The sequence below is a fragment of the Streptomyces sp. NPDC034043 genome (assembly GCF_055575675.1).
In genome coordinates this window covers 229,773-241,209 of record NZ_JBVISF010000008.1, presented here as the reverse complement: position 1 = coordinate 241,209, position 11,437 = coordinate 229,773, and the positions used below count along the sequence as shown (strand labels likewise).

At 73.6% G+C, this 11,437-nt stretch carries 12 protein-coding genes; 5 read left to right on the top strand and 7 right to left on the bottom strand.

The window, feature by feature from the left end; translation table 11 throughout:
* Nucleotides 1-36 precede the first annotated feature (36 nt).
* The 3 genes from ACZ51S_RS21220 to ACZ51S_RS21210 are packed head-to-tail and all read right to left on the bottom strand — an operon-like array spanning nucleotide 37 to nucleotide 3,836.
* Nucleotides 37-663 carry a TetR/AcrR family transcriptional regulator gene (locus ACZ51S_RS21220; protein ID WP_388935483.1) on the bottom strand — a complete coding sequence of 209 codons (627 nt, stop codon included), beginning with the start codon at nucleotides 661-663 and terminating at the stop codon, nucleotides 37-39.
* A 28-nt stretch (nucleotides 664-691) separates the two neighbouring features.
* On the bottom strand, nucleotides 692-2,785 hold the full coding sequence (locus tag ACZ51S_RS21215; RefSeq protein ID WP_468802163.1) for a YhgE/Pip family protein: 2,094 nt from the start codon (nucleotides 2,783-2,785) through the stop codon (nucleotides 692-694).
* On the bottom strand, nucleotides 2,757-3,836 hold the full coding sequence (locus ACZ51S_RS21210) for an ATP-binding cassette domain-containing protein (RefSeq protein WP_468961680.1): 1,080 nt from the start codon (nucleotides 3,834-3,836) through the stop codon (nucleotides 2,757-2,759). Before ACZ51S_RS21210 ends, ACZ51S_RS21215 begins: the two co-directional genes overlap by 29 nt.
* A 280-nt stretch (nucleotides 3,837-4,116) precedes the next feature.
* Between ACZ51S_RS21210 and ACZ51S_RS21205 the strand changes: the two genes are divergently transcribed.
* The 5 genes from ACZ51S_RS21205 to ACZ51S_RS21185 all read left to right on the top strand — a co-directional run bounded on the left by ACZ51S_RS21205 (nucleotide 4,117) and on the right by ACZ51S_RS21185 (nucleotide 8,334).
* A complete protein-coding gene (locus ACZ51S_RS21205) occupies nucleotides 4,117-4,599 on the top strand; it encodes an SAV_6107 family HEPN domain-containing protein (RefSeq protein WP_388935493.1) in 483 nt (160 codons plus the stop codon).
* Nucleotides 4,600-4,672: 73 nt separating this feature from the next.
* Nucleotides 4,673-5,431 (top strand): methyltransferase, encoded by a 759-nt coding sequence (locus tag ACZ51S_RS21200; RefSeq protein ID WP_468477585.1) that lies wholly within the window; start codon nucleotides 4,673-4,675, stop codon nucleotides 5,429-5,431.
* Nucleotides 5,432-5,739: 308 nt separating this feature from the next.
* The gene (locus tag ACZ51S_RS21195; RefSeq protein WP_388935499.1) at nucleotides 5,740-6,141 is read left to right on the top strand and encodes a DUF3040 domain-containing protein; all 402 of its coding nucleotides are present in this window, start codon (nucleotides 5,740-5,742) and stop codon (nucleotides 6,139-6,141) included.
* A gap of 101 nt (nucleotides 6,142-6,242) precedes the next feature.
* A complete protein-coding gene (locus tag ACZ51S_RS21190; RefSeq protein WP_468477587.1) occupies nucleotides 6,243-6,869 on the top strand; it encodes a DUF4126 domain-containing protein in 627 nt (208 codons plus the stop codon).
* A gap of 31 nt (nucleotides 6,870-6,900) precedes the next feature.
* Nucleotides 6,901-8,334, top strand: a complete 1,434-nt coding sequence (locus ACZ51S_RS21185; protein ID WP_468477588.1) for a phytoene desaturase family protein — start codon at nucleotides 6,901-6,903, stop codon at nucleotides 8,332-8,334.
* Between the two features lie 34 nt (nucleotides 8,335-8,368).
* Here ACZ51S_RS21185 and ACZ51S_RS21180 read toward each other — a convergent pair whose 3' ends face one another.
* From ACZ51S_RS21180 to ACZ51S_RS21165, 4 genes are all read right to left on the bottom strand, one after another.
* Nucleotides 8,369-9,253, bottom strand: a complete 885-nt coding sequence (locus ACZ51S_RS21180) for a hypothetical protein (protein WP_468961678.1) — start codon at nucleotides 9,251-9,253, stop codon at nucleotides 8,369-8,371.
* Nucleotides 9,254-9,303: 50 nt separating this feature from the next.
* Nucleotides 9,304-10,218 (bottom strand): methylenetetrahydrofolate reductase [NAD(P)H], encoded by a 915-nt coding sequence (gene metF, locus ACZ51S_RS21175; RefSeq protein ID WP_388935510.1) that lies wholly within the window; start codon nucleotides 10,216-10,218, stop codon nucleotides 9,304-9,306.
* Nucleotides 10,219-10,297: 79 nt separating this feature from the next.
* A complete protein-coding gene (thiE, locus tag ACZ51S_RS21170; RefSeq protein WP_468477590.1) occupies nucleotides 10,298-10,936 on the bottom strand; it encodes a thiamine phosphate synthase in 639 nt (212 codons plus the stop codon).
* Between the two features lie 69 nt (nucleotides 10,937-11,005).
* On the bottom strand, nucleotides 11,006-11,371 hold the full coding sequence (locus ACZ51S_RS21165; RefSeq protein ID WP_267035306.1) for an Rv2175c family DNA-binding protein: 366 nt from the start codon (nucleotides 11,369-11,371) through the stop codon (nucleotides 11,006-11,008).
* Nucleotides 11,372-11,437 lie beyond the last annotated feature (66 nt).

The following is an 11,437-nucleotide window of genomic DNA, read 5'->3' as shown; positions in this document are numbered from 1 at the left end:
GGGTCAGCGGCTTCCGTGGGACCGCCGACCGGGGGGTCAGCGGCTTCCGCTGACCCGTCCCCGGAGCAGCAGCGACAGCGCCGAGTGGACGTCGTCCAGGGAGCGCTCGCTCTGGAAGGCCTGCCAGTCCAGCGCGGCCACCAGCACCATCCCGACCAGTGCGGCCGCCGTCAGCGGCACGTCGATCTCGGCGCTGAGCTCCCCGCGTTCCACACCCTCCCGCAGTACCGACTCGACGACCGCGACGGCTTCGCCCCGCACCACCATCAGGGTGGACTGCCAGGCGCGGTTGGTCCGCCAGAGTTCGGCGACGTACAGCTGGGTGAAGGCCGGATAGCGGTCGATGAAGACCAGGCCGGCGCGGATCATCGCGTCGAGGGCCTCGATCCGGCTGCCGCCGCGCGCCTCGGTCCCGTCCGCCGCCGCCCGCAGCGAGGCGGTCAGCAGACCCACCCCGTGCCGCAGCAGCTCCTCGAACAGCTCGGTCTTGCTCGCGAAGTTGTAGTAGACGGTGCCCTTGGCCACGCCGGCCCGCTCGGCGATCTCGTCGACCGTGGTCGCGGAGAAGCCCTGTTCGGCGATGAGCGTGACGGCCGCCTCGTACAGCTTCTGCCGCGTGGCCTGCCGCCGGGCGCCGCCCGCGGTGGTGCTACTGCTTTCCATGGCGCTGATTCTCACAGGTCACAGCCCCTTACAGGCTCAGTTCGGGGTGCAGTCGGTCCATCGTCCACACCTGCTTGCCGCGGGCGGTGAGCGCGGTGAGGGCCAGTGCCCCGGCCGTGAAGGCCACCAGGACCGCGCAGCCCTGCCACACCGGGGTGAGGTCGCCGCCGGTGATGAGGCGGCGCAGGCCCTCGACGACGTAGGACATCGGCAGGTACGGGTGGACGTCGTTGAAGAAGTCCGGGCTGGTCTGGATGGGGTACGTGCCGCCGGCCGAGGTGAGCTGGAGCATCAGGACGGCGAGGACCAGGATGCGGCCGGCCGCGCCGAACTTGGCGTTCAGCCACTGGATGATCGCCGCGAAGCAGGCGGTGACCAGGACCAGGAAGCCGATGGTCAGGGCCGGGTGGGCCATCTTCAGCCCGAGGCCCGGGGCCCAGTGCAGTACGGACATCAGCGCGCCCACCTGCGCGGCGCCGAGGCCGGCCACGGGCAGCCAGCCCGCGACGGCGATCCGCCAGGGCGAGGCGCCGGCGGCCAGGGCCCGCTTGTTCATGGGCGCGATCAGCATGTAGGCGACCATCGCGCCGACCCACAGGGACAGCGGGATGAAGTAGGGGGCGAAGCCGGTGCCGTAGTTGGGCGCCTTGTGCAGGGCCTGGTTGGCGAGCTGGACCGGGTCGGCCATGACCTCCGTACGGGCGTCGCGCTGCCGCTGGTCGTAGTCCGGGATCTTGCCGACGCCCTCGTGCAGGCCGTCGGCGAGCCGGCCGCTGCCGTCGACGAGCTTGAACATGCCGCCGCCCAGGGTGTGGGCGCCGTCGCCGAGCTTGCCGACGCCTTCGCCCAGCTTGCCGGAGCCGCCCGCGGCGGTGCCGATGCCCTTGTGCAGCTCGACCATGCCGGCGGCGACCTTGTGGGCGCCGTCGTTGAGGGCGTTGGCCTTGGTGACGGCGGCGTCGAGGTCGCCCGCGAGGCCGGGGGCCTTGGTGGCGAGTTCGCGGGCCTTGTTCTCCAGGTCGGTCAGCTGTGTGCGGAGCTTGGTGATGTCGCCGCTGGAGTTCCCGAGGACGGTGCTCGCGTCGCCGGCGAGCAGGGCGGCCTCGGCCGCGTTGTCCTTGATCTGCTTCAGCTCGGGGCAGGAGGCCGCGAGGGGCGCGGCGCCGGGGGTCGCGCACACCTTGGTGTAGTACGAGTCCAGGCCGGTGGCGACCGCCTTGGTCCGGGCGGCGGCGGCCGGGGCCTTCTCGACGGCCTTGGCGAGGTGGTTGTTGACGACCTTGGCGCTGTCGGCGACCAGCTTGGCGGTGTCCGCCAGGTTCTTGGGGTCCTTGACGAAGGGGCGGGCCTTGTCGGCCGCGCCGTTGACCACGTCGGCGACCTTCTGGGTGCCGTCCGCGACCTGCCGGGAGCCGGTCTCCAGCTTGCCGGCCGCCTCGTTGAGCTTCTTCAGGCCGCCGGTGAGCTCGCCGGACTTCTCCTTGGCCGTGTCGAGGCCGTCGGCGAGTTCCTTCGCACCCTGCTGGGCCTTGCCCGCGCCGTCCTTGAGCTGGGCGGCGCCGTCGGCGGCCTCGGCGGTCTTGTCGTGCAGGTCGGAGAAGGAGATGAAGATCTTGTCGAGAAAACCGCGGGAGGCGTTGGCGGACGCCGCCGAGCGGACCTCGGAGAAGACGGTGCGCGAGATCGAGCCGACGATGTAGTTGTTGGCGTCGTTCGTGCGGACCTGGAGGGCCCCGGTGGTGGGGTCGTCGCCGCCGCTGGAGGCGATGTTCCTGCTGAAGTCGGCGGGCATGGTCAGGGAGAGGTAGTACTTCCCGTTCTCCACGCCCTTGGCCGCCTCGGCGGCGCTGACCTCGCGCCAGTCGAAGGTCCTGCTCTCGCGCAGTTTGCGGGTGATCTCGCCGCCGGCGTCGAGGCGCTTGCCGTCCACGGTGGTGCCCTGGTCGGCGTTGACGAGGGCGACGGGCACCCTGTCGAGGCGCTTGTACGGGTCCCAGAAGGACCAGAGGTACAGGGCCCCGTAGAGCAGGGGCAGCAGGAGCAGCGCGACGAGGGCGGCCCGGGGCAGCTTCCCCCGCCCGAACCGCTTCAGCTCAAGCGCGGCCAGTTTCGGCGAGCGCATCGTCCGCCCCCTTCGTGTCTTCGTCGGTGTCGGTGTCGGCGTCGGGCTCGGTGCCGGGCTCCTCGGCGTCGGGCTCGGTGCCGGGCTCCTCGGCGTCGGCCTCGGTGCCGGGCTCCTCGGTGCCGGGCTCTTCGGTGCCGGTGCCAGCCCCGGTGCCGTTGCCGGTCTCCTCGGCCTGGGCGTCGCCGTCCCCGTCGGGGTCCGTGTCGTTGCCCGGGGTCGTGCCGGCGGGCAGGCCCCAGGTGATCTTCGGACCGTCGGCGTGCGCCCCGGCCGCCCCCGCGAGACCGGGCGCGGCCTTCCCGGTGCCCCCGCCCGCCCGCGGCGACGGGCCCACGGGCTCCGCCGTGTCCGGCTCCGCGCCCGTGCGCAGCACCGTCACGCCCTCGGGGGCCTCGCTGCACACCGCGAGGACGGTGGTCCCGCGGTCGGCGACCGAGCGCAGCAGGGCCCAGGCCTGCGCACGTTCGGCGTCCGAGAGCTTGAGGTCGAGGTCGTCCAGGGCCAGCAGCCGGGGACCGCCCAGCAGGGCGATGGCCAAGGACAGCCGTACGGCCTCCAGGCGCTCCAGGTCGCGTACGGAGGTCCGCTCGCCCTTCGGCAGGGCGGAGAGGTCCAGCCCGACGGCGGCCAGGGCTTCGTCGATCCGGGCCCGGGCGGCGGCGCGGCGGTCGCCGCGCGGGCGCAGCAGGGAACGCAGGGGGGCGTCGTAGCGCCGCTGGAGCATGGCTCCCTCGCGCAGTTGCTCGGCGACGGTGAGGGCCTGGTCGAGGTCGTTGACCCCGGGGACGGGGCCGAGGGCGGTGATCCGGCGGACCGCGGCCATCTTCTTCGGCAGCCGGTGGCGGCCGATCTCGGCGTGGCCCTCGGTGGCCTTCATCCGTCCGGTGAGGGCGAGGAGCAGGCAGGTCCGGCCGCTGCCGGAGGGTCCTTCGAGCGCGATGAGCGATCCGGGGGCCGTTTCGATCCCCACGCCCCGGAACACCCAGCCTCGCGGGCCCTTGAGTCCGAAGCCCTCGGCCTTGACGGCGGCGCCGTGCGGGCTGTTCACGCCTCCCCCTCCTTTTGAACTGACTGGTCAGTTCAAAAGTTAGCAGGCGTCAGGCCCGGGGGCCCGGCGGGCGGCGCTTTTGGCGGGAACCCGGCGGCCCGTCACAGGTCCCGGCCCTCCCTCACCCGCGTGCCCGCGCCGGGGCCACCCATGCCCGTCCCGTCCGGGTTTCACGGTGAATGCGCAGGTCAGCGCGATTGTCAGTGGCCCCCGTCACGATGGACCCACGAACGGAAAACAGCCGCACCGCCGAGCACCACGCAACGACAGGAGGTTCGTCATGGCCACACCGTCCCCGTCCCCTGTCCACCCCGTCCCGCGCAGGGCGTCCGCACCGCCGGCCGCCCTCGAACTGCTCGCCAAGGCCCGCGACGGCCTGGCCGAGGCGGCCCTGCTGCCCCGGCCCAACGAGCGGTACGCCACCGCACACCTGGCCGCGCTGCGCGCCGCCGCGGCCGTACTCGCCGCGCGCGGGCGGCCCGAGCCGGCCGGGCGCCGGCGGAGGCCGCGGATCCGCAGCGCGTGGGAGGTGCTGCCGGAGATAGCGCCGGAGCTGACCGAGTGGAGCGCGCTGTTCGCCTCGGGTGCGGCCCGGCGGGCCCGGGCCGAGGCCGGGATACGGGACGCGGCGAGCAGCCGGGACGCGGACGACCTCGTACGGGAGGCGGGGATGTTCCTGCGGCTGGTGGAGCGGATGCTCGCGCTGCAGCCCGTGGCGCAGGCGCTGCCGCAGCCTCGTCCGGAGCGTCCGAACGCCGGATGAGCTGCGCGGTCGGCTGAGGCAATAGGGTGGGGCAAGCACCTCCCCACCCTTACGCGCCGAGGAGTCATCAGCCGTGTCGGACACTTCCCGCCCCCGTGCTTCCCTCCGCACCGCCGTGGTGTGGGAGGTCCTCAAGGAGGCCCTCGACCGCCGGGTGAAGGCGACCGGGCGGGAAGCGCTCGAGGTGCTGGACACCGGCGGCGGCACGGGCAAGTTCGCCGTGCCGGTGGCCCGGCTGGGCCACCGGGTGACCGTGGTCGACCCCAGCCCGAACGCGCTGTTCGGGCTGGAGCGCCGGGTCTCCGAGGCCGGTGTCGCCGATCTCGTGCGCGGGGTCCAGGGCGACGCCCAGGGCCTGCTGGACGTCGTCGAGCGGGACGCGTACGACGTGGTGCTCTGCCACGGCGTGCTGGAGTACGTGGACGACCCCGCCGAGGGCGTGGCCAACGCCGTCGCCGCCCTGCGCCCCGGCGGCATCCTCAGCCTGCTCGGCGCCGGCGTCGGCGGAGCCGTGCTGGCGCGGGCGCTGGCCGGGCACTTCACCGAGGCCCGCACCGCCCTCACCGACCCGGCCGGGCGCTGGGGCTCCGGCGACCCGGTGCCGCGCCGCTTCACCGCCGAACAGCTGAGCGCGCTGGTCGGCGACGCCGGCCTGGCGGTCGGCGCGGTCCACGGCGTGCGGATCTTCGCCGACCTGGTCCCCGGGGTGCTGGTGGACACCGAGCCCGGCGCGGTCGAGGCGCTGCTGCGGCTGGAGGAGGCCGCCGCCGAGCTGCCCGCCTTCCACGCGGTGGCCACGCAGCTGCACGTCCTGGGCGAGAAGCCCGCCTGATCTGCGGGCTTGCTCGACCGGGCTCCGGCGGATCCCCTCCCAACCGGCGCGCCGACACGTATGATCGGGTGCACCGGTCGGCATGACGGACCGCCCATTGGGGAATAAGCGCCTCAATGGCCGCCCGCCTTGGCGTCGGTACGTTCGAAGCACCCGTTCGGCACCGGGTCCGGCACTCAGGACTTGCCCGGCACGGTGGTTTGCAGAATGTGGCGTAGAGGGCGGGTATCACGGGGGCGATTCCCCGCCTATCCTGAAGGGGACCCCTGGTCGCTACCCCCCGCGACCGACGGATGAGGAGGACTCCCGTGCCGCTCTCGGAGCACGAGCAGCGCATGCTCGAGCAGATGGAGCGAGCGCTGTACGCCGAAGACCCCAAGTTCGCGACAGCGCTTGAGGGCAGTGGACTGCGCACGTACACCCGGCGACGGGTCTACCAGGCAGTCGTAGGCATTGTGGTGGGTATCGCGCTCCTCATGACTGGTGTGATCTGGCAGGAAGTGCTCTGGATCAGCGTGGTGGGATTCCTCGTCATGCTGGCCTGTACCGTCCTCGTGGTCACCGGTTGGCGCAAGGCCCCCAAGCCTGGCGAACAGCCCGTCTCCGGAAGTGCCGGCGGTTCGGCCCATGGCCGCAACCGGCAGCGTCGGTCGATGATGACCCGTATCGAGGAACGGTGGCAGCGCCGCCGTGACGAGCAGGGGCAGTAGCCCCGCACAGACTCCGCCGGTGAGGGGACGTCCGCGAGAGCGCGGCCGTCCCCTCGCCGTTTCCGCCGCCCTGATCGGCCGCTCTGCGGCATGCTGATCAGATGAGTGTGCTCCCCCTGGTCTTCACCAGCGGCTGGGCCAGCGGGATCAACGCCTACGCCGTGATCCTCCTGCTCGGCGTCTTCGGCGCGACCGGACTGTCCGACGAGGTCCCCGCCTCGCTCCAGCGCACCGACGTCCTCGTCGTCGCGGGCGTGCTGTTCCTGTGCGAGGCCGTGGCCGACAAGATCCCGTACGTGGACTCCCTGTGGGACACCGTCCACACCGTGATCCGGCCCGTCTCCGGAGCGGTCGTCGGCGCCCTCCTGGCCGGGCAGAGCGGCTCGCTCTCCGACCTCGCCGCCGGTGCCGTCGGCGGTTCCACCGCGCTGGCCAGCCATTTCGTCAAGGCCGGCACCCGGATGGCGGTCAACACCTCGCCCGAACCGTTCAGCAACATCGTGCTGAGCACCGCCGAGGACCTGGGCGTGGGCGGCGTCGTCACCTTCGCGATGTTCAACCCCCGGGCGGCCGCCGTCATCGCCGCCGTCCTGCTGCTCATCGGCCTGGTCCTGGTGGTCTACCTCTGGAGCCGGATCCGCCGCTTCCGACGGCGGCGGGCCCAGCGGCGCGAGGAGAAGCGGCTGGCCGCCACCACCCGGGCCGTGGGCGGAGCACCACCCGGCTGACCTGCGGGCCCGGCTCGATAGGCTCAGCGGTATGGCGAGAATTGCGGTGATCGGCGCCGGCATGGGCGCGATGGCGACGGCGGCCCGGCTGGCCGTGGCGGGGCACCGGGTGACGGTGTACGAGCGCGGGTCCACCTACGGGGGCTCCGTCGGCCGGTACGAACGCGACGGCTTCGCCTTCGACACCGGGCCCGGGCTGCTGCACCTGCCCGCCGTCTACCGCGACCTGTTCGTGAAGACCGGCAAGCGGCCCCTGGAAGACCTCGTCGGCACGGTCCAGCTGGACCCCGCCGTCCGTCACGTGCTGGACGGCGTCGCCGTCACCCTCCCCGGCGCCTCCCGGGGCGGGGTCGCCGCCGCCCTCGACGAGGCCTTCGGCGCGGGCGCGGGCGAGCGCTGGAACGCCCTGCTGGGGCGGGCCCGCGACACCTGGGACGCCACCCGCCGCCCGCTGCTGGAGGAGCCCCTGCGCCCCGACTGGCAGGTGCTCGGCCGCGACCCGTACCCGGCGCTGCGCGGCAGCGGTCTGCTGCGCCGCCGCCCGCCGACGCTGGCCGAGGTGGCCCGGCGCGAGCTGGGCGGCCGGCTCGGCGAGCTGCTGGCGGGCCGGGTCCTGGCGTACGGGCTGGACCCGGACGCGACGCCCGCCGCGGCGGCCGCGCTGCCCTACATGGAGCAGACCTTCGGCAGCTGGTACGTCCGGGGCGGCATGCGCGAGCTGGCCACCGCCGTCTACGAGCGCTGCCGGGAGCGGAAGGTGGAGTTCGTCTTCGGCGCCGCCGTCCGCTCGGTGCTGAGCCGGGACGGCCGGGCGGCCGGGGTGGGGCTGGCCGACGGCACCGAGGCCGCCGCCGACCACGTCGTCTGCGGCATCGACCCGAGGCAGCTGCCGAGCGCCTCGGTGCCCCGCCCGCCCGGCGGCGTACCGGCCCGGGGCACGGAGGTCCCCGGCCGGCTGACCCTGCTGCTGGCGCTGCGGGGCGGACGGCCGGCGGACGCCGTCCACCGCACCCTGGTGCACTCCCCGGACCCCGCCGGCGTCCGGCTGGTCACGGTGCTGCGCCCGGACGACCCCGCCACCCGGCCGGACCCGGACCACGAGGCGGTCACCGTGAGCGCCGTGTGCGGGCCCGCGGGCGGCGCGCCCGTCCCGGACCCGGAGGAGCTGCTGGACCTCGCCGCCCGGGCCGTCCCCGGGCTGCGCGAGCGGCTGCTGTGGCAGGAGGTGCGCACCCCGCGGGACGTGGAGGCCGCCACGGGTGCCCGCGGCGGCTCGGTGCCGCCGCCCGCGCTGCCGGGGGACGGGGGCCGGCTGCTGTACCCGGCCAACACGACGGCGCTGCCCGGGCTGTACCTCGCGGGCGGCTGGGCGCACCCCGGCGGCGGGCTCGCGCACGCCGGGATGACGGGGGCCCTGGTGGCCGGGCTGATCGTGGAGGGGGCCGGGTTCCGCGGCTCGCAGTGAGCCCCGGCCTGCCGGGGCCGGGGCCGGGTGCCCGTCAGTGCCGGTACTGGCCGTACTCCCCGTTGCCGGGGTACGGGTACGGGTACTCCTGCTGCGGGTCCTGCTCCGGGTAGGGCTGCGGGGCGGCGTCGGTGGCGCGCTGCTGCGGGACCCAGACCCCGCCGGGCGGGGTGTCCATGGAGTACTGCTGCTGGGCGGGGTCGCCGTAGGGCGGGTAGGCCGCGCCGTCGTAGGGCGGGGCCGGGGAGACCTCGCCGCCGGTGCCGATGTACGGGTCCGAGTAGGCGGCGTAGACCTGCTGCTCGCCCTGGGGGTAGGTGCCGGGGTAGTCGTAGCCGCCCTGGCCCTGCTGCTGGTCGTAGTAGGCCGCGTACTGGTGGGCGTCCTGCTCGGCCGTGGTGAACGGCGAGGCGAAGGGGGTCTCGGCGCCGGGCTGCTGCACCTGCTGCGACTGCTGGGGGACGAAGCTCTGTATCCCGTACGAGCCGGTCTCCTCGGGCACCGGCTGCGGGGTGAACACCGCGTCCTCGGAGCCCGGGTCCTCGCCCGGTCCCCGGCCCTGGTCGGCGTACTCCAGCCCGGTGACCTCCAGTGCCGGCTCCGGGCGCGGTCCGCTCCCGGAGCGGCGGCGTCTGCCCGGAGCCGCGTCCGGTGCGGGCCGCCCGCCCCGGCGCAGCGCCCAGCCGGCCACGAAGCCCTTCCGGAAGGAGAGCGTGACCAGGGTCTGGCCGACGGCGAAGGCGGTCGCGCCGGCGGCGATCACGAGCACCGACGGCAGTACCACTCCGGCCACCACTCCGGCGAAGCCGGTGAAGGCCAGCAGGCGCCAGCGCAGCCGGGCCTTGTACTGCATCAGGACCTCGGCAAGCAGCCACAACGCGACGATGCCGAACGCGATGTAGAGGACCGTCATTCCCATGCAAGGCCCCTCTCGGTACGGCCGCCCGCGCGGGAAGGGGAGACGGCCGGTCAGGCCCGCTGGTGCAGGCCCAGGTTCTCGTAGATCTCGAGAGTCGCCGTGGAATTGTTCAGCGTGATGAAGTGCAGTCCCGGGACACCCTCGGACAGCAGCCGCGCGCAGAACTCCGTGGCGAACTCGATGCCAATGGAGCGTACAGCGGCCGGGTCGTCCTTGACGGCGAGCATGCGCTCTTTCACGGCGTCGGGGAAGACGGCGGTGCTCAGCTGCGGCAGCCGGTCGAGCTGCTTGATACCGACAACGGGCATGACCTCGGGGATGATCGGGGTCTCGCAGCCCGCCTTGGCGACGCTGTCGCGCAGCCGCAGATAATTCTCCGGATCGAAGAACATCTGGGTGATGGCGTAGTCCGCGCCGGCGCGGCACTTGTCCACGAAGTGCCGGATGTCCGTGTCCCAGTCCTCGGAGCGCGGGTGCATCTCGGGGAAGGCGGCGACGCCGACGCAGAAGTCGCCGGACTCCTTGAGCAGGCGCACCAGGTCGGCCGCGTAGTCCACGCCCTCCGGGTGCCTGACCCAGGGGCCCATGGGGTCGCCGGGCGGGTCGCCGCGCAGGGCGAGCATGTTGCGGATGCCGGCGTCGGCGAACTGGCCGATGACGTGGCGCAGCTCGGCGACGGAGTGGTCCACCGCCGTCAGGTGCGCGACGGGCGTCAGGGTGGTGTCGGAGGCGATCTGCTGGGTGGCTCGGACGGTACCGCCACGGGTGGAGCCGCCGGCCCCGTACGTGACGGAGACGAAGCTCGGGGAGACCGCCTCGATCCTGCGGAGCGCGTTCCAGAGGTTGCGCTCGCCCTTCTCGGTCTTGGGAGCCCAGAACTCGAAGGAGTACGAGGCTCCGGACGCGATGAGGTCGCGGACCGTGTGTGCACGGTCCGACCAGGTGGAAGCGGTACCAAGGGCCATACGGGCAGGTTAGACGGGGCCCGGCGGACGCCGAAGCGCTGTCCACGACCTGGACAGCTTTTTGGACGCCGCTCCAGCGTCACCCGAGGCGGCCGCGAACCCTCTTGGCGAGTTCGGCGGCCGCGGCCCCGGGGTCGGAGGCCTCGGTGAGGGCCCGGACGACCACGACGCGGGTGGCGCCGGCGTCCAGGACCTCGTCCAGGTTGCCGGCGTCGATGCCGCCGATCGCGAACCAGGGGCGGTCCTGGGCGAGGGAGGCCGCGTACCGGACGAGGTCGAGTCCGGGGGCGTGGCGGCCGGGCTTGGTGGGGGTGGGCCAGCAGGGGCCGGTGCAGAAGTAGTCCACGCCGGGCTCGGCGACGGCGGCGTCCACCTCGGACTCGGCGTGGCAGGAGCGGCCGATCAGGACCCGGCCGCCGAGGACGGCGCGGGCGGCGGGGACGGGGATGTCGCCCTGGCCGAGGTGCAGGACGTCGGAGCCGATGGCGTGCGCGACGTCGGCTCGGTCGTTGACGGCGAGGAGCTTGCCGTGGCGGCGGGCGGCCTCGGCGAAGACCTGGAGGTGTTCGAGCTCCTCGCCCGCCTCCATGCCCTTGTCGCGGAGCTGGACGATGTCGACGCCGCCGGCCAGGACCGCGTCGAGGAACTCGGGGAGGTCACCCTGCCGCTTGCGCGCGTCCGTGCACAGGTAGAGCCGGGCGTCGGACAGCTGCTGCATGGGATTCCCCCCGTGGTGGTGGGGTGTGCGGGCCGATGGGGTCGGCCCGCACACCGGTGGATCAGCCGGTCAGAGGGCGAGTGCCTGGGCGCGGCGCTTGACCTCCGTGCCGCGATTCTCGCGCAGCGCCTGCACGGGGGTGCCCGGCAGGGTCGGATCCTCGGTGAAGAGCCACTCCAGCATCTCCTCGTCGGAGAAGCGGTCGTCCCGCAGTACGGTCAGCAGCCCGACGAGGCCCTTGACGACCTTGTCGCCGTCGATGAACTGCGCCGGAACCTGCAGGGCACGGTTCTCGCCCCGGCGTACGGCGATCAGCTGCCCTTCCTTGACCATCTGGCGGACCCGGGTCACCTCGATGTCGAGCATCTCCGCGATGTCGGGGAGGTACAGCCAGGAGGGGACGAGGGCATCGATCTTTGCGTCAATCTCGGTCACGGGGACAAGCCTGCCACTTCGGACGGGCCGCCGGTACCTGGCCCCGTCCGTCCGGGGCCGGGCGGC

Coding starts and splice junctions, on each gene's coding strand:
- ACZ51S_RS21220 (WP_388935483.1), bottom strand. CDS start 663: ATGGAAAGCAGTAGCACCACCGCGGGCGGCGCCCGGCGGCAGGCCACG.
- ACZ51S_RS21215 (WP_468802163.1), bottom strand. CDS start 2,785: ATGCGCTCGCCGAAACTGGCCGCGCTTGAGCTGAAGCGGTTCGGGCGG.
- ACZ51S_RS21205 (WP_388935493.1), top strand. CDS start 4,117: ATGGCCACACCGTCCCCGTCCCCTGTCCACCCCGTCCCGCGCAGGGCG.
- ACZ51S_RS21190 (WP_468477587.1), top strand. CDS start 6,243: ATGAGTGTGCTCCCCCTGGTCTTCACCAGCGGCTGGGCCAGCGGGATC.
- ACZ51S_RS21185 (WP_468477588.1), top strand. CDS start 6,901: ATGGCGAGAATTGCGGTGATCGGCGCCGGCATGGGCGCGATGGCGACG.
- ACZ51S_RS21180 (WP_468961678.1), bottom strand. CDS start 9,253: ATGGGAATGACGGTCCTCTACATCGCGTTCGGCATCGTCGCGTTGTGG.
- metF (WP_388935510.1), bottom strand. CDS start 10,218: ATGGCCCTTGGTACCGCTTCCACCTGGTCGGACCGTGCACACACGGTC.
- thiE (WP_468477590.1), bottom strand. CDS start 10,936: ATGCAGCAGCTGTCCGACGCCCGGCTCTACCTGTGCACGGACGCGCGC.